Consider the following 15,343-nt stretch of genomic DNA (forward strand, 5'->3'; position numbering starts at 1 on the left):
CGGTTCATATTCCGTTTTATTATACCGAAAGATAGTCTTCAAATCAAGCAAAAACCGAGACAAAATCACGCCCTGCGGGCGAAAATCGCAGAGATTTGACGTTTCTTTCCGATTTTAAGGTCAAAATAGAAAAAAGTATGCGGTTTCGCTTGATTTTTCCCCGAAAACTGTTGTATAATAACACTACTTTAAGAGACAGATTTGGTGTGTTAGAACTTTGGAGGGTTTTCCATGAAATGTCCCTATTGCGGATACAGTGAAAGTAAGGTCATCGATTCCAGGCCGACCGATGAGGGGGAGCGCATTCGCCGCCGCCGTGAGTGCTTAAACTGCGCAAAACGCTTTACGACCTATGAAGTCATTGAGACTGTGCCGGTGGTCGTTGTAAAAAAAGATAAATCCCGTGAGGCTTTTGACCGCAACAAGCTGTTGAACGGCCTTCTGCGCGCCTGCGAAAAACGCCCGGTACCGCTTGAAACACTGGAGCGCATCGTAGACGAGATTGAAACGCTCCTGCAAAACTCGCTCGACCGCGAAGTGCCATCCACGCTCATCGGCACTTATGCCATGGATAAGCTCAAGAAGGTCGACGAAGTCGCCTATGTTCGCTTTGCTTCCGTTTACCGTGAATTCAAAGACATCAATACGTTCATGGATGAGCTCAATAAGATTAAGGCCGAGCGCAACCGATAAATTCAGATTATGTAGCAGCAGTCCCAACGCGATATGGGGCTGCTGTTTTTTGCTTTAAAACACATTTTCAAATGCGATGCGCTCTGTTTTTTGAATGTGCTCCGCCGTGTTTTTCACCATCTGGCATTCGGCGCGCGCTAAGGACACCTCCTCCTGCTCAATATAATAGGGCAGCACGGCAAAAATGTTTTCCAGCGGCTCCAAATGCTCGTGCGGCAGGAAAACGCACAGTTTATCGTGTATTTTCTCCCAGTCTGCCTGCAATTTTCGGCTTTCCTCCAAGGCTTTTTCCGCTTCGCCGTCGGAAAGCAGCCGGTCGATATTTTCCGCGGACACAATCAGTGTATTCGCAGATCTTGCCGTGTTGCAGTAACCAAAGATACACACCGCCACAGCAAATACCGCCAAAACGATTGAAAAGGTCATGCGCTTCATTTTTTCACTCCCTTTTTTAGGCTGCCGTCCCGCCGAATGAGCGTATAATGGCCGGCTGTGTTTACCGTTAGAATAAACACTTCGGAAAGCGGTACGGCTTCGCTTTTTAATATGCTGTGTATCCACTCTTCATTTTTGCCGCACAAGTGCATAGAGCCCACAGAAAGGTCTCCGTCGCTCACCACAACGACTTCAAGGCCCTCGTCTTTCACTTTCACGCCCATATCGCTCGGACGCAGGTAATCGACGGCGGCTTTTTTAACGACACTCAGCGTGCCGTTCGTCTCTACAATGGCATATGCCACATCCGAAAGCACAAAAATATCCTTTTGCCGCAGTTGCTCAAAAAGGTCTTCTACGCTCATGCGCAGCTCCTGCATGTTTTCCTGAATGATACGCCCATCTTTGATGATGACGACCGGCTTGCCGCACACCAAACGGTGAAAACGGCTGCTTTTAAGCATGAAAACCGAAACGAGCACCTCGAGCGCGATGAGCACCAAAATGGGGATGAGCCCGCTGAAAAGCGGCTGTCCGCTGTCCTGCATCGGGATCGCCGCAAGGTCTGAGATGAGCAGCGTCACGACCAATTCACTCGTTTGCAGTTGATTGATCTGCCGTTTGCCCATAACGCGAACGGCCAAAATAATCATAAAATACAAGATGATTGTGCGCACAAACGAAATAAACATGGCGTTTTCCTTTCCGTATGTCTTCGTCGCTATTATGCGTCTTCGGGCGTATAAAATACGGCCTTTCTGTAAAATCTACACAGGAGAACCATGCGGAAAGGAAACTGCTGATGGAAAACTTATCTGAACACTTAAAGGAAAACGTAACATATATAAATGGATTATTTGAAAACGCCATGGATTATATCGAGCGCGAATTTATGGTCGGCACGGTACCGGCCGCGCTGCTCACCATGGACGGGCTCGTCAGCAAGCAGCACATTACTTTGAGCATTTTAAATCCGTTGATGCGCGCGAAAATTCCGACGGATAACGGCAAAGAAACACTTTTGTTTATCGAAGAAAACGTGCTGTGCGCCGTAGAGCAAGCCGAGCTTTCCACCGTCAGCGAAGTGCTCGAACGCATGATGAACGGTTTTGCGGTGCTGCTGCTCGATAACTGTCCGACAGCGCTCGCGTTCGGCACGCAGGGCTTTGCTGCGCGCGGGGTGGATGAGCCCGATACGGAAGTTATGCAGCGCGGCCCCCGCGAAGGCTTTGTGGAAACCTACCAGACAAACATTTCGCTTTTACGACGCCGTCTCAAAACGACCGAGCTCAAATTTGAAAAGGTGACGGTTGGCGAAGAGAGCCAAACACCGGCTGCGCTGTGCTATTTAAAAAACATCGCGGACCCGAAGATCATTAACACACTCAAAAAGCGGCTTTCCGCATGTAATCTAAAAGACGTGCTCGCAGCAGGATATTTGGCGGGTTACTTGGAGCGTCCCGCGATTTTTGATCGCATAGGTTTTACCGAGCGCCCCGATACCTTATGCGGCAAACTGCATGAGGGGCGCATCGGGCTGCTTATAGACGGCACGCCCACAGCGCTTTACGTGCCGTATCTCTTCGTTGAAAACTTTCAGACCGCCGACGATTATGCAAACCGTCCGTTTTACGCCACGTTCACGCGCTGGCTGAAATACATCGCGTTTTTCCTCGCGATTTTTCTGCCGGGGCTGTATGTCGGCATCGCCGCACACGACCCGGAGCTGCTGCCGGAAACACTGCTCGTTACCATTGCACAGGCAGAGCGCAGTACGCCGTTTCCCGTCATGTTAGAAGCGATTTTGCTTTACTTTATGTATGAACTGATGCGCGAAGCCGGACTGCGCGTACCGAAACCGCTCGGCAGCTCTGTCGGCATCGTGGGCGGTCTTGTCATCGGCGAGACCGCCGTTTCCGCAGGGCTCGTCAGTGCACCGTCGCTCGTCGTCATCGCCGTCACGGTCATTACCGGGTACACGGTTCCGAAATTATACGAGCCCATGGCTGTGCTGCGTCTTACTTTTATTTTGGTGGGCGGTATATGGGGTGTATGGGGCGTGCTTGCAGGCTTTACGTTTTTATTATTCGAGCTTTGCGGCAAAACAAGCTTTTCCGTGCCGTTTTTGGCCCCGGTCGCACCATTTCGGCTTTCCGCCATGCGGGATGTGCTTGTACGCGCGGGATGGAAACGATTAGTGCGTCATAACGCCTCCGTACAACACATGCCCGGCGCGGGAAAGGGGGAAAAGCACCTGTGAAAACCAAGATCAGTGCTTTGCAGCTTTACCTTATGCTGTTTCTTTCACGTGTCATCATCAGCATCACAATCAATGTGCAAACCGTCGGCGGCAGCAATTTGATTGAAAGTATTTTCTCTTCGCTCGGGCTGTTTTTATACCTTACGGTGTTTTCTCTGCCGCTTTTCGTGCTGCACAAAAGCCACCCGGAAGCATCGCTTCTGCAAATCGCAGAGAATAACTGCGGCCGCGGTGTTTCTGTACCGATGTCCGCAATTTACGCGCTTTATTTTATAGTGATGAACATTTTCAGTCTTTCGCTTTTTCTGACGCTGCTCGTCAACACTACAGACCCCGTCGCTTCGCGTTTTTCCATCGTCCTTGTCGTGCTCGGCATTGCACTTTATGGTGCCATTCGCGGTATAGAAACCGTCTCGCGCGCCTCGGTATGCATTTTCACACTGTTCATGCTCGGCATGGGGATGATTTCTCTCGCCGTCTCGCCGAACGTCACGCCGCATTATCTCATGCCGCTTTTCTATGACGGCATAGACCAAACCGTACAGGGGTTTCTTGTCTTCACGGCGCGCTGTTCTTCCCTTGCCGAGTTTGCCGTTTTGATGCCGTTTCTTACAAATACGGATACAAAAAGCGGTAAAAGCCACCGCGTGCTCGGCTTTGTCGTTTGGAACGGCGGCATCACCGTGTTTTTGGGTGTGCTTCTGTTTTTCATCGTCTCGTGTCTCGGCGAGTACGCCGCGCTGCAAGTTTTCCCCGCATACACGCTCGCTTCCATCGCGGAGATTGCCGGTATTCAGCGGCTGGACGCGCTTTTCATCGGCATCAGTATGATGGCGCTCATCGTGCGTATTGCCTGCGGATTATTCTGCATCGCCGTGTGCATGACACCTATCCCGACACGCCCGCGCGCGTGGCTGACGGCACTCATAGCCGCGCTGACAGCAGTTCTGTCCCTATGGCTCACAGACTCCGCCGCACGCGTCGGGGCCGTGTTCCGCACCGCGTATCTGCTGCCGTTTTCCGTTTTGACCGGCGCTATGCTGCCGAGTTTGCTTTGGTTTTTCGATTGCATCAAAAAGAAGAGGAGACGCGCCGCATGAAAAAAACACTCACATCCGTTTTACTTTCGCTCATTTTGACGCTCACTGCTTCAGGCTGCGCGCCGGAGCTTTACGAGCGCTTGCTCATCAGCGCAATCGGCGTAGACCGCACGGCAACCGGCTGCCGCGTGACGGTGCTCGCTTCCGAAACGACGGAGGACGAAGGGCAGAGCACCTTTTCCGGTGAGGGCGATACCGTCCCCGAAGCGCTCAGTCAAATCGCGCTCGAAAGCGGTCGCACGCCGCTGTATTCGCACAACGCCGCCATCCTTTTCGGTATGCAATGCGCAGAAAGCGGTATCGCCGAACAACTGGATTTCTTTATCCGCCACTACGATTCCCGCCCGACCGCCAAAGTTTTCCTCGCAGAAGATACCGCCGAAAGCGTCCTGTTACAGACGGATCTCACCGCCGAACGCTTCATGCAGCTTTCAAACGGCGCAAAATACAGCGGGGCCGCGGCAGACGTGAATTTGCTGCAGCTTGTAAACGGTCTTTACGGCATAAACACCACTGCCGCGCTGCCCGTTCTGCGCGCCGATGATTTGCCCACGCCCGTCGGCACAGCCCTTCTGCAAAGCAACCGCCTGTGCGCCGTGCTCACGCCGGCGGAAACACAGGGGCTTAGTGCCTTGCAGGGTACACTTTCTGGTGGCGAATTCACCGTAAAAGACGAAGCTTTCGGCACGGTATCGCTTAGAGTCCGCAGCACAAACAGCAACATTATCTTCACAGGCACAGCAGAACAGCCCAAGTTTACCGCCAGAATTCATGTTATCGCCGAAGTTTCTGCCGTCACAAATACCGCAAAGCACGTAGGGAACGAAGCCTTTCCGCGCTTTGAGACTGCCCTTGCCAACTGCACTGAGGAACGCATCGCCGCTTATCTCAAAGCCGCAAACGGAGCCGATGCCGCAGGTCTCAGCGAAGTCATTTTCCGCACCGCGCCAAATGTGTGGCGTGAAATGGGGGAAAGCCGCACAGAAAAGCTCTCAAAAGCCGAAATTACCTTTCACGTCACTGCCGAAGTACAGCGCGTGGAAGAGGAGGACATTCCGTATTTTTAGAGCAACAGCTGCACTTTATAGCAATCGGTCGCCAGAGCGCATAGGAAAAGCCTGCAAATCGCACATCATATCCCATCCTTTTTTCGAATAGAATATTCTATGCGCCATGCAGGCTTTTGTCCGTTACAAATTTGATTATTTCTTGGCTTTCTTTTTGTCGGACAGCGCCATTAAAATGCGCTGGGCAACCGCTTGTCGCGCCGTAGCTTCCGCTGCAAGCTTCAACGCCGCTGCACGCAAGGCCGCTGCGTCACTTTCCGGGTGCACGCCCGCTGCCGTCTCGTGCAAAGCGCCGCTCTGCGCCGCCGCAAAATCTTTATAAAGCTGCTCCGCGTCTTCATCGCCGGAAAACAGCACGGCAATATCCTGAATGGAAAGCACCTGCTTCAGCAAGCCCACCATCATCAGCTTAGAAAGATGCTCCTTGCTGTACTTTTTGTGCACGGGATGATCCACAACGCCGCTTTTCACGTAATTATTGATCATACTGTTCGTCAATAAACTCTGCTTTTCATCGCGTTCAAAAAGAGACAGCGCTTCACCTGTAAACATCATCACCTGATCCATATAAAGGGGAATAGAGGGTAGGGCGCTCCAATTCGGCAGCGCAAATTCTTCGGCTTCCTGCAGCCATTTACCGCAATCAAATTCAACTTTGCTCATTTTCACAACGACTCCTTTTGTTTTTCATAAACAGTATACGGCATTTTTTTTCGCATTGCAAGCGCTTTTCTTTGGCTGTTTTATTGTTTTTGGAAAAAAACGGTCAAAATCCCATTATGGGCTTGACAAACCTACTCAGTTTTTGTATAATTAATAACAGTCAAGTCGGCTCTGTAAAATGCACAAAAAGAAATATGCTTGACAAATTGTGTTTTGTGTGTTATAATACCACTTGTTCTGAAATGGAGAGGTGTCCGAGTGGTTTAAGGAGCTAGTCTTGAAAACTAGTGATCTCGTAAGGGACCAAGAGTTCGAATCTCTTCCTCTCCGCCACATTTTTCTTTTATATTCACCATGGAGAAGTACCCAAGTGGTGAAGGGGCTCCCCTGCTAAGGGAGTAGGTCGGGTAACCGGCGCATGGGTTCAAATCCCATCTTCTCCGCCAAAAGTCCACCGTAATTTTGATAGAATTACGGTGGACTTTTTCTATGCCCGAAAACCGCTTAAAACAAGGATTTTCGACCGTTTCAGCACATAAGCGAACCCCGCTGCAGAGCAATTCTGCGGCGGGGTTCGTGTTTTTTGCGTGGCTGTACAAGCAGAAAATCAAATCCCATCATTCTTCCGCCAGATCGGCAATCAACTTGACGTCGCTGACGGCCAGCGCAAGCTGAAGCTTGTTTTCCAGCCCGGTTTTTTGCAGCATATTTGACACATGGAATTTGACCGTCGACATCTCGCAGCCCATTTCTGCCGCGATGCGCGTGTAAGACAAGCCCCGCAGCAGATGCCGCAGAACCTTCAGTTCCGTCTTTGTAAATTCCGTGCTTTTTGCCATGCCGATCTCAACTGTCGGAGGTGCGTCCGGAAAAATATGTTCACCCTCCAGTGTTTGCCGGACGACATCCATCAAGCGCTTCTGCGTCGAGTCCTTGTACCACAGGCTGTCGGCCCCGGCCTTCTTTGCCTCATCCAGAACGGCGCCGTCGATCAGCGAAGTCACAACAATAATTTTACTCTTCGGCTGTATAGCTTTAATCTGGCGAACAGCAATCAACCCGTTCTCACGGTTCTCTGTCTGCACATCCATCAAAATCAGATCGACAGAATTTGTCCTGCACATCTCGACTGCTTGTTTCGCGCCCGGAATGGACGCCGTGATCCGGTATCCGTCCTCGGCGCGAAAATAGCTTTCCAACAGACTGCGAATCATGGTCTGGTCTTCAACGATCATCACCTTCATATGCTGCTTCCTCCTTTTCCTGCAAACTGAGCATCAGCTTAAAGCGAGGGACGCTCTGAATCTCCATTTTGCCGCCGGATTCTTCTATGCGTTGACGCAGCATAGAAAGGCCTCCGCCTTCTGTGATTTTTCCCTTTGGTGCCGCACCGTTGTTGGTTAGGGAGACCGCTATGCAATCCGGCTTTTGCCAAAAGCACACATACAGCTCTGTTCCGTCGGCGTGACGGACACAGTTCGATGCACATTCGCTGATTGCCAGTGCAATCAGTGCGCGCATACGCTGCGTTCGCGGCTCATCTCCTGCCAGCAGAACTCTGACGCCAAGCTTTTCCGCTCGTTCTTTTGCGGCTTCCAACGGTTCGGATTGCGCTCTCATCTGACTGGAGCGGTAAAGCACTGAAATGGACTGCTCCCACAACGCTGCGGTTGCACGAATTTCCTTCTGGTCTGTGTTTTGGAGCAGCACGCGCCGCGTCGCGAGGATGCTGTGTCCAATGTCATCGTGCACACGCAGCTTCATGGCCAGCGTTTCTTCTTCCCGGATGATCTCCGGCATCTGCGCAAGCAGCCGCCTAAGCCGCTTGTTTGTTTTCTCCAGCTTCGCATTTTCCGCTTTTAGCTGGTTCTGCTTCTGAATCAGCTCCGTAACGTCTGCGGCAGTGATTTGTGTATATCGGGCACCTGCTTTTGTTGTGATCTGCTCCTGCGCAAAGCGCAGCGCTGTTCCGTCCGGAAAGCGGTAAATCCAAAGGTGCGGATCCAGACAGCACACACTTGCCGGCGGTGCCTGCAGGGCGCTTTGCATCTCTGCCAGCGACTGTATACCGCCTTTTTGCAGCCAGTTCGTAATGGCAAGCATCCGGCGGTTGATGAGCCGCACCACGCCGTTTTTATCGAAAAAGCAGGCCGCGATGGGGAGACTGTCAAAACTTTCCTTGATCCTATCCATGCGCCTTTACCTCCTCGATCTTTCCAGCTTCCGCGTCACATATTGCAGCCCGTCCTCATCCTGCTCCCATTCCAAACCTTGAAAATGCGCGCGCAGCCCGCAGAGCGGCTCTGCCGCTGAAACACAAAAAGACACTTCTACCTGCGCACCGACATCTATGGAGATCAGCATTGCACGAAGGGATTCCAGTTCCGTTTCCACGACGGCCTCGAACAGGTCGTAGATCTGCGTCGCCTGTTCGAGGGTAAGCTGGTCTTCTCCCTTGACAATTGCCTTACAGTCGGCGCCATAAACACAGATATTCTCGGAAGATTCATTGAGGCATAACCGAAGCTCCTGCACACTGATCGCACCGCGCTGTGCGCCGACAAAAATCAGGTTGCTTCTGCGTTTGATGTAGGTTCCGATAATGATGACCTGCCCGAGCAAACGCCTGGCCCGGTTTTGGTCCTCCGTTTTCTGCAATTCAGCCAGCAGATCCCACAGCATCGCGATCTGCCGATCAATCTGCGCCTCCATCATATCATACAAGCGATTTTGCTCCGTCAGCTTCAACCATCTTGCATGCTGTGCATTCTCCGCCGCCAAAACGTCGCCGGTGTCATGCAACTCATCTCGTGTCAATTCCAGTTTCTTTTGAACCTGACTCAGCGCTGAGATGTCCTCCTTCCAGAATACCCAGCCGCGGCGCAACTTATGCCGTTTCAAAAGTGTATCGTCATCCAGATAGACGGTATCCTGCTGTATATGCCTTAGCTTACTTTGCGGCAAAGTCCCCTGCATGGCGGCAGATACATATTTGGAGCAAAACGCTTGATCAGTAATCTGAACAGGCAGGCTCGTCGCTTCAAAGAGCTCATCGTATCCGAGATTGGAATGAATCAGTCCGCTTTGAATGCAGCATTCAAGGATGCTTGCAAAAATCAGGCACTGTGACACGGTCATATCGCCCGCGAGCACCCAGACCCAATAGACATTTTTGGCATACATATAAGCATATGCCAGCGAAAGCGCAAACGGAACCAGCGGTAACCAGCGAATTCTCCTGCTATGTGGGATACGACAGTTTTTCACCATCGAAAGAAACGCAAACCCTGCGCACAGAGTCTCCCAGCCCAGCACGAAGAAAAAACCGACCTCATACCGATACTCCCGGTCCGATAAAATGCCGGACGGGAAAGAAAATACCTGCTGATGCAGATCATTGGTCAGAACGAGCAAAAGCAGCAGCAATGTCGGAAGATACAGAAGCTTTGTCCATCGCGGCAGACGAAAATCCTCTCCCTTGCCCAGAGACTGGGAAACGAAGACCGACAGCATGGGGATGAACAGCATCGGAAAATAATAGAAATACCACAGCAGGCGTTCTGCATCCGTGTTATCAATGGAAAACTTGATTGAGCGCAGCAGAATCCACAGCACCATCAGCGCCGAAATCGCCAGCATGTAGTGCCGCACCTGCACCTGTACGATGCGCGTCCAAAGAGAGTAGCACCACACGCTGAACAAAAGCAAATAGATTGCGCTTCGCAAGTAGTTGACAGCCGGAGAATGAAAATAATTCCGGCTTGCATATCGGAGCCACATGGCAAACGCAATGAGCACCAGCAAGCCCAAGGCGTACAAAAGGCTTCTTTTCGTCGTTTTGCTCATGCCGCATGCCCCCAAAAAATCAGTATATTTATATGGATAGTATATCATGCGGATAGACAAATGGCAACACGTTTTGTCCTCTTTATACAGAGAACTGTGACAAAATTTGGCTTTGCAACGGAAAATAATTACAAATCCTATCCAATTGGCGGGGGCGGAAATGGAAGATAACGGCTAAAATATAGATGAAGGATTCAAAGGAAGAGAAAGGCGGTGGAAAAGCACAGATGCGAAGAATTGTATTGGATATGAAGGGCGGACTTCTGTCGGAGGCGGTCATGCAATCACTTTCGGGATGCGACCCGGATTTCCTTATCTACCGTTCTTCAAAGCCGGAAGAAACGCTGGCGTTGTGCCGGACCTGCCGTGCCAATGTGTTGGTGATGGAGGTCATCCGACAGGGAATCTGGAAGCTGAGTGAGAGACTCAAGATCTGCAGTGCCGTAAAGCAACTCGGTTGGACGTGTAAGGTTCTGCTTTTGGTGGATGAGGACGCGGATAAACTGCTTGCCTCCGAAGTGCGGCAGGCGGTAAAGGATCAGCTGGTTGATAACTTTATTTATGCATCGGTATCGCCGACTTACCTCGCGGGCGTAATCGACACGCTTTGAAAGGATGGGTGAGAAATGAAAAAACTACTGCGATGGATTCTGATATTCCTGGTATTTGCGTTCATGGCGGCGCTGTCCGCGATTACCGCGCTTGCGTGCTCGCCGGACGACAATAATCCGGAACACCATGAAAACGTTATACAGACCGAGGAGAAAAAGCCAACCTGCCTGGAGGGAGGATACTACGTACTGGAATGTACCGTCTGCAGGTGGAGCTGCGCCTTTTCCATCGGCGACATCGTGCCCCACGAATTCGGGCCGTGGGAGATCGTTCCGGGCAAAGAGCCCACCTGCACAAAAGCCGGCGAGAAGCGAGCCTATTGCAGTACATGCAACAAGTGGTATCCAGAGCTCGCGCCGGCAACGGGCCACAGCTGGTATAAGTACTATACAAAAGAGCCTACCTGCACCACGGCAGGAGAATACTACACCTACTGCCGGAATTGCCCTGCGAGCCAGGGGCGCTCCACAGAACCTGCCACGGGTCACTTCTGGGTCGTCTGGAAGCGAGTATTTGCTACATGCACCACGCCGGGATATACCGAATTTGTCTGCGACGACTGCGGCGCGGATGGGGGGACCACCACGACGCCCGCCAAGGGGCACAGCTTCGGCGCGTGGTTTACCACGACGCAGGCCACCTGCACGGAGGAAGGCATGCAGAAGCGGGAGTGCGCAACCTGCGGTGCGACGGAGAGCCGCGGGATCCCCAAGACGGGACATAAATTCGGCGCGTGGTTCACCACGACGCAGCCTACCTGCATGGAGACCGGCATCCAAAAGCGGGAGTGTACGCAATGCAGTGTAACGGAGACAAAACCGATTGCCAAGACGGATCACAATTGGGACGCCGGGAAAGTGGTCGCACAACCGACAACAAGCCAAGAGGGAGTTATGCAATGGATGTGCAATATGTGCGGCACGATACGCACAAATCCAATTCCCAAGCTCAAACCGGGAACGACAGCGGCTCCGAGCACAACACCGACTCCGGCGCCTACGGCTCCACCACGCACATCCGCCACAGCTACACCGAAGGTTACGCCTACGCCAAAGGTTACGCCTACGCCGAAGGTTACGCCTACGCCAAAGGTTACGCCTACGCCAAAGGTTACGCCTACGGCTTCACCACACACATCCGCCACAGCCTCGCCCACGGCGTCGCCTAATGCAGCTGCCTCGGCCTCGCCGGGTATTTCGCCTACGGCTTCACCCGGCGCATCAATTTCGGGGACAGAGGATAGCGACGGAAAGAATGGAGATAGGGGCGAAAAGAGCGGATTTGGTGAGAACGCTGTCGGTAAAGATGTTCCTCAAAAGCAAGAAAAGAACAATGTGCAGGCGACAGAGTACAGCTTCTCCGTGGGAAAAATCCTTGTATTCACACTTGTGCCAACGCTTTTGATTGTTGCTGCCGTCGTTTTTCTACTCGTTTGGAGAAAGAAAAAAAGACAGGTTTAACGGATATTCTTTCCGGACAGTGAAGAGATTAGCTCATCGTACAGCGCGTCCCGCCAATGAGCGACAGTTCGTGAAAGATTGGCAGATTGATAATTTGATCTACACATTGGGATTACCGATATATTCCACAGGTGTGATTGATATATTTTAGAAAGGAGTGGTTATGTTGCAGGTTGTAATTCAGAAAATTCCGGAAAATTTGCAGGAATTTGAAATTCTTGCCGCTAAAGGGCGGCAGCCGGAACATATCTGCGCACTGTTTCTGTGTGCATTGGCGCTGTTTGACAGGGACAAAGATGCAGGCGTTGCTGCGATGAACCTTCTGCGCGGTCCTAAGCCCATGACACCGTATGACTGTCAGTTTCTGCGCGACCGACTGCGCGGCAAGGCCTATCTGCCGCTTGCATATTTTGAAGGCGCAACGCCGGGAAACGGGTATCAGCCGTGCGTGCCATACACACTGAACGTGCTGGCAGACCCCAGACCTCAGGATATAGAGCCGGGCTATATGCGCGTGTTCCTTAAAACGTCCGGCGCGGATTCACCGCGTCCCATGAAATTGCGGCAGAAGGCTTCGACCGGCGAATGGTTCCTCTGGGAATATTCCAGTATTCTCAGCGGTATCCGTATTCCCGCGGCGGAAGACCCGTGGGCATAGTAAGTAAAGAAAGGGAGTATAGACAATGGGACTCATTAAAGCAGCATTGGGTGCGGCCGGCGGCGTAATGGCCGACCAATGGAAAGAGTATTTTTACTGTGAATCAATTCCGGAAAACGTTATGGCGGTCAAGGGACAGCGGCGCGTTTCCGGACGCAGCAGCAACACAAAGGGAAGCGAAAACATCATCTCGAACGGTTCCGTCGTTGCGGTGGCGGACGGACAGTGTATGATCATTGTTGATCAGGGCAAGGTTGCGGAACTTTGCGCCGTTCCGGGTGAGTTTGTCTATGACAGCTCGACGGAGCCGACGATTTTCTCCGGTGAGTTGGGAACCAGCATCTTAGACACGTTCAAGAACATCGGCAAACGCTTTACTTTCGGCGGAGAACCGCCCAAAGATCAGCGTGTCTACTATTTTAACACGAAAGAGCTCATCGGCAATAAGTACGGCACACCCTCCCCGGTGCCGTTCCGCGTTGTCGACCAGCGCGCGGGCATTGACATTGACATCGCCATTCGTTGCTTCGGCGAGTACAGTTACCGAATCAGTGATCCGATTCTGTTCTACACGAACGTATGCGGCAACGTCAGTGAAGACTATACCCGCGACCGTCTGGACGGTCAGCTGAAAACCGAGCTTTTGACGGCGCTTCAGCCCGCGTTTGCGAAGATTTCCGACATGGGAATCCGCTATTCCGCGCTACCCGGTCATACAATGGAACTGGCCGAGGCATTGAATGAAGTTTTATCCGGAAAATGGCGCTACCTGCGTGGACTTGAGATCGTTTCCTTTGGCGTTTCGTCGGTCAAGGCGAGCGAAGAGGATGAGCAGATGATTAAGGAACTGCAGCGTAATGCGGCGTTTATGGATCCGACGAGAGCGGCAGCCTATCTTGTCGGTGCACAGGCTTCCGCGATGCAATCTGCGGCGTCGAATCAGAGTGCAGGCCCTGCAATGGCGTTTATGGGCATGAACATGGCAGGTCAGGCGGGCGGCATGAACGCGCAGAATCTCTATCAGATGGGCGCACAGCAGCAAGCAGCGCAGCCTGCTCCGGCTCCGGCAGCTGCTGAAGGATGGAACTGTTCGTGTGGACAGAGCGGTATTACCGGAAAATTCTGCCCGAACTGTGGCAGTAAAAAGCCGGAACCAAAGCCTGCTGCCGAAAGCTGGAAATGCCCGCAGTGCGGCGCGACAGCAACCGGAAAATTCTGCCCGGAATGCGGCACCAAAAAGCCGGAATCGCAGGCAAACGGCTGGACGTGTAGCTGCGGTGCGGTGAACAAAGGAAAGTTTTGCGCTGAATGCGGCAAACCGAAACCGGCCGGTGTTCCGCAGTACAAATGCGACAAATGCGGCTGGGAGCCGGCTGACCCGACACACCCGCCCAAGTTCTGCCCGGAATGTGGCGATCCGTTTGACGACGGGGATTTGAAGTGAAAAAAGCATCCATAATCGCTCTGACCATCGTGTCGGCGGTTGTGTTTATCGCACTGGCGGGCGTATCACTGTATCGGTATTTTGTCGATAACCGGATTCAAGATGGAGGTAGGATGGAAAACCCGGATACATACAGAGCAGGAAAAGATCTGGTGGAATTTGAGTGGCGACAGAACCACAGGAATTTTTACAGCTGCTTTTCACTGAAATTCTACCGGGAGAAGGATATGCCTCTGCTGACCGGCCGGTTTCCGGACCGATCCGGCGACGAGATGAGAGAAAGCGAAACGGATGCGTTTTCCAACCCAATCCCTTGGCAGCTTACGTGGGTGCAATGGTTTGAACTTCAGAATATGCTGGCAGAGTCGGATCTGCCCGCGTACCGAAAGCCGTCTCCAAATGTCCAGGACGAGACCGACAGCAAAATCCGGGTCATTTGGCGCACCGATGACGGGAACGAGATTCAAAAGCTCAGCGGTAGCCATGCAGAAGCGCTGGAGACCTTGGTACTGAGTATTGCCGAAGAAGCTTATGCCACGTCAAACCTTGAAACGGAGGAATGCGAGGTATGCCAAACGGCAGTCGTACATTTTGCGCAGAATGTGGGGCCAAACGCCCTGCGAAAGAATAAAAACAAACCATACGATTTATTGTAACAGGAGGATTTACCATGAAAGGGCATAAATTTTTGAAGGTTACCGGAATTCTGATGATCATTGCCGCAGTATTTTCCATCATTGCGGGTGTTCTTGTCGGTGGACTGGGTGTATTGGCGGCAGGACTCGGTGCGGAATCCGGTCTGACATTTCCATATTGGGCGGCGCTGTTCCTGACGCTGGTCGGAGGAATTTGCCAGATGATTGCCGGAATCAAAGGCATTAAGCACAGTAAGCGCAGCGAAAAAGCAGGTAAGCTCATCGTGTGGGGCGTGATTGTGGCCGTATTCAGCGTATTGAGCATTGTGATGAGTCTGGTCAATGGCGGCGAGTTTAATGTCATAAGCGTCCTGACAGGAATAGCTATTCCGGCCTTGTATATCTACGGTGCGGTACTCAATTCCAAGGCAGACACGCAGTAACCGTATAATTCAAGTAGCATACACAAA

General features: G+C 52.0%; 17 protein-coding genes and 2 tRNA genes. 12 read left to right on the forward strand and 7 right to left on the reverse strand.

All coding sequences use genetic code 11. The features are described 5' to 3' along the window. The first annotated feature begins 231 nt into the window (after positions 1-231). Positions 232-693, forward strand: coding sequence for a transcriptional regulator NrdR (gene nrdR, locus ACLTX1_RS04970; RefSeq protein ID WP_176821179.1), 462 nt, complete (start codon positions 232-234; stop codon positions 691-693). A 54-nt stretch (positions 694-747) separates the two neighbouring features. Here the strand turns inward: nrdR and ACLTX1_RS04975 are convergent, their stop codons facing one another. Together ACLTX1_RS04975 and ACLTX1_RS04980 are read right to left on the reverse strand one after the other, a co-directional pair. Beyond that, on the reverse strand, positions 748-1,128 hold the full coding sequence (locus ACLTX1_RS04975) for a DUF4363 family protein (protein ID WP_343284392.1): 381 nt from the start codon (positions 1,126-1,128) through the stop codon (positions 748-750). Continuing rightward, entirely contained in the window at positions 1,125-1,820 is a 696-nt protein-coding gene (locus tag ACLTX1_RS04980; protein ID WP_343284391.1) for a DUF421 domain-containing protein, read from the reverse strand. The genes ACLTX1_RS04975 and ACLTX1_RS04980 overlap by 4 nt, the downstream gene beginning before the upstream one ends. 110 nt (positions 1,821-1,930) lie before the next feature. Here ACLTX1_RS04980 and ACLTX1_RS04985 point away from each other — a divergent pair, with 110 nt between their 5' ends. Genes ACLTX1_RS04985 through ACLTX1_RS04995 form a run of 3 tightly spaced genes read left to right on the forward strand, consistent with a single transcriptional unit; the run spans position 1,931 to position 5,555 of the window. Then, positions 1,931-3,388 carry a spore germination protein gene (locus ACLTX1_RS04985; RefSeq protein WP_412330547.1) on the forward strand — a complete coding sequence of 486 codons (1,458 nt, stop codon included), beginning with the start codon at positions 1,931-1,933 and terminating at the stop codon, positions 3,386-3,388. Next, a complete protein-coding gene (locus tag ACLTX1_RS04990) occupies positions 3,385-4,488 on the forward strand; it encodes a GerAB/ArcD/ProY family transporter (RefSeq protein ID WP_412330548.1) in 1,104 nt (367 codons plus the stop codon). Before ACLTX1_RS04985 ends, ACLTX1_RS04990 begins: the two co-directional genes overlap by 4 nt. Then, positions 4,485-5,555, forward strand: coding sequence for a Ger(x)C family spore germination protein (locus tag ACLTX1_RS04995; RefSeq protein ID WP_412330549.1), 1,071 nt, complete (start codon positions 4,485-4,487; stop codon positions 5,553-5,555). The genes ACLTX1_RS04990 and ACLTX1_RS04995 overlap by 4 nt, the downstream gene beginning before the upstream one ends. A 135-nt stretch (positions 5,556-5,690) precedes the next feature. On the opposite strand, the gene ACLTX1_RS05000 is transcribed toward ACLTX1_RS04995, so the two are convergent. After that, on the reverse strand, positions 5,691-6,218 hold the full coding sequence (locus tag ACLTX1_RS05000) for a DUF1836 domain-containing protein (RefSeq protein ID WP_412330550.1): 528 nt from the start codon (positions 6,216-6,218) through the stop codon (positions 5,691-5,693). 244 nt (positions 6,219-6,462) lie between these two features. Here ACLTX1_RS05000 and ACLTX1_RS05005 point away from each other — a divergent pair. Together ACLTX1_RS05005 and ACLTX1_RS05010 are read left to right on the forward strand one after the other, a co-directional pair. Next, positions 6,463-6,551 (forward strand) — tRNA-Ser (locus tag ACLTX1_RS05005). Positions 6,552-6,574: 23 nt separating this feature from the next. Further along, a tRNA-Ser gene (locus ACLTX1_RS05010) sits at positions 6,575-6,664 on the forward strand. 171 nt (positions 6,665-6,835) lie between these two features. Here the strand turns inward: ACLTX1_RS05010 and ACLTX1_RS05015 are convergent. Genes ACLTX1_RS05015 through ACLTX1_RS05025 form a run of 3 tightly spaced genes read right to left on the reverse strand, consistent with a single transcriptional unit; the run spans position 6,836 to position 10,028 of the window. Continuing rightward, complete coding sequence (locus ACLTX1_RS05015; protein ID WP_308448341.1) at positions 6,836-7,462, reverse strand: response regulator transcription factor; 627 nt, start codon at positions 7,460-7,462, stop codon at positions 6,836-6,838. Further along, on the reverse strand, positions 7,443-8,411 hold the full coding sequence (locus ACLTX1_RS05020) for a hypothetical protein (protein WP_308448340.1): 969 nt from the start codon (positions 8,409-8,411) through the stop codon (positions 7,443-7,445). The genes ACLTX1_RS05015 and ACLTX1_RS05020 overlap by 20 nt, the downstream gene beginning before the upstream one ends. Before the next feature lie 6 nt (positions 8,412-8,417). Then, on the reverse strand, positions 8,418-10,028 hold the full coding sequence (locus tag ACLTX1_RS05025) for a hypothetical protein (RefSeq protein ID WP_412330551.1): 1,611 nt from the start codon (positions 10,026-10,028) through the stop codon (positions 8,418-8,420). A gap of 263 nt (positions 10,029-10,291) precedes the next feature. On the opposite strand from ACLTX1_RS05025, the gene ACLTX1_RS05030 reads away from it, so the two are divergent. After that, positions 10,292-10,675, forward strand: coding sequence for a hypothetical protein (locus tag ACLTX1_RS05030; protein ID WP_176821169.1), 384 nt, complete (start codon positions 10,292-10,294; stop codon positions 10,673-10,675). Positions 10,676-11,160: 485 nt separating this feature from the next. Here the strand turns inward: ACLTX1_RS05030 and ACLTX1_RS05035 are convergent, their stop codons facing one another. After that, entirely contained in the window at positions 11,161-11,505 is a 345-nt protein-coding gene (locus ACLTX1_RS05035; protein WP_412330552.1) for a hypothetical protein, read from the reverse strand. A gap of 69 nt (positions 11,506-11,574) precedes the next feature. Between ACLTX1_RS05035 and ACLTX1_RS05040 the strand changes: the two genes are divergently transcribed. The 5 genes from ACLTX1_RS05040 to ACLTX1_RS05060 all read left to right on the forward strand — a co-directional run bounded on the left by ACLTX1_RS05040 (position 11,575) and on the right by ACLTX1_RS05060 (position 15,316). Continuing rightward, the gene (locus ACLTX1_RS05040) at positions 11,575-11,844 is read left to right on the forward strand and encodes a hypothetical protein (protein ID WP_412330553.1); all 270 of its coding nucleotides are present in this window, start codon (positions 11,575-11,577) and stop codon (positions 11,842-11,844) included. A gap of 455 nt (positions 11,845-12,299) precedes the next feature. Further along, positions 12,300-12,794 carry a DUF6935 domain-containing protein gene (locus ACLTX1_RS05045; protein ID WP_412330554.1) on the forward strand — a complete coding sequence of 165 codons (495 nt, stop codon included), beginning with the start codon at positions 12,300-12,302 and terminating at the stop codon, positions 12,792-12,794. A gap of 25 nt (positions 12,795-12,819) precedes the next feature. Then, a complete protein-coding gene (locus ACLTX1_RS05050) occupies positions 12,820-14,238 on the forward strand; it encodes an SPFH domain-containing protein (RefSeq protein ID WP_412330555.1) in 1,419 nt (472 codons plus the stop codon). Further along, positions 14,235-14,894 (forward strand): hypothetical protein, encoded by a 660-nt coding sequence (locus tag ACLTX1_RS05055; RefSeq protein ID WP_412330556.1) that lies wholly within the window; start codon positions 14,235-14,237, stop codon positions 14,892-14,894. Before ACLTX1_RS05050 ends, ACLTX1_RS05055 begins: the two co-directional genes overlap by 4 nt. 14 nt (positions 14,895-14,908) lie before the next feature. Continuing rightward, positions 14,909-15,316, forward strand: coding sequence for a hypothetical protein (locus ACLTX1_RS05060; protein ID WP_412330557.1), 408 nt, complete (start codon positions 14,909-14,911; stop codon positions 15,314-15,316). Positions 15,317-15,343 lie beyond the last annotated feature (27 nt).

The sequence above is a fragment of the Hominenteromicrobium sp. genome (genome assembly GCF_046974225.1).
Classification (GTDB): Bacteria; Bacillota; Clostridia; order Oscillospirales; family Acutalibacteraceae; genus Hominenteromicrobium; species Hominenteromicrobium mulieris.

What these genes read in the sequence shown, in the direction of transcription:
- nrdR (WP_176821179.1), top strand. Translation starts at nt 232, where the DNA reads ATGAAATGTCCCTATTGCGGATACAGTGAAAGTAAGGTCATCGATTCC.
- ACLTX1_RS04975 (WP_343284392.1), bottom strand. Translation starts at nt 1,128, where the DNA reads ATGAAGCGCATGACCTTTTCAATCGTTTTGGCGGTATTTGCTGTGGCG.
- ACLTX1_RS04980 (WP_343284391.1), bottom strand. Translation starts at nt 1,820, where the DNA reads ATGTTTATTTCGTTTGTGCGCACAATCATCTTGTATTTTATGATTATT.
- ACLTX1_RS04985 (WP_412330547.1), top strand. Translation starts at nt 1,931, where the DNA reads ATGGAAAACTTATCTGAACACTTAAAGGAAAACGTAACATATATAAAT.
- ACLTX1_RS04995 (WP_412330549.1), top strand. Translation starts at nt 4,485, where the DNA reads ATGAAAAAAACACTCACATCCGTTTTACTTTCGCTCATTTTGACGCTC.
- ACLTX1_RS05000 (WP_412330550.1), bottom strand. Translation starts at nt 6,218, where the DNA reads ATGAGCAAAGTTGAATTTGATTGCGGTAAATGGCTGCAGGAAGCCGAA.
- ACLTX1_RS05015 (WP_308448341.1), bottom strand. Translation starts at nt 7,462, where the DNA reads ATGAAGGTGATGATCGTTGAAGACCAGACCATGATTCGCAGTCTGTTG.
- ACLTX1_RS05020 (WP_308448340.1), bottom strand. Translation starts at nt 8,411, where the DNA reads ATGGATAGGATCAAGGAAAGTTTTGACAGTCTCCCCATCGCGGCCTGC.
- ACLTX1_RS05030 (WP_176821169.1), top strand. Translation starts at nt 10,292, where the DNA reads ATGCGAAGAATTGTATTGGATATGAAGGGCGGACTTCTGTCGGAGGCG.
- ACLTX1_RS05040 (WP_412330553.1), top strand. Translation starts at nt 11,575, where the DNA reads ATGGATGTGCAATATGTGCGGCACGATACGCACAAATCCAATTCCCAA.
- ACLTX1_RS05045 (WP_412330554.1), top strand. Translation starts at nt 12,300, where the DNA reads ATGTTGCAGGTTGTAATTCAGAAAATTCCGGAAAATTTGCAGGAATTT.
- ACLTX1_RS05050 (WP_412330555.1), top strand. Translation starts at nt 12,820, where the DNA reads ATGGGACTCATTAAAGCAGCATTGGGTGCGGCCGGCGGCGTAATGGCC.
- ACLTX1_RS05060 (WP_412330557.1), top strand. Translation starts at nt 14,909, where the DNA reads ATGAAAGGGCATAAATTTTTGAAGGTTACCGGAATTCTGATGATCATT.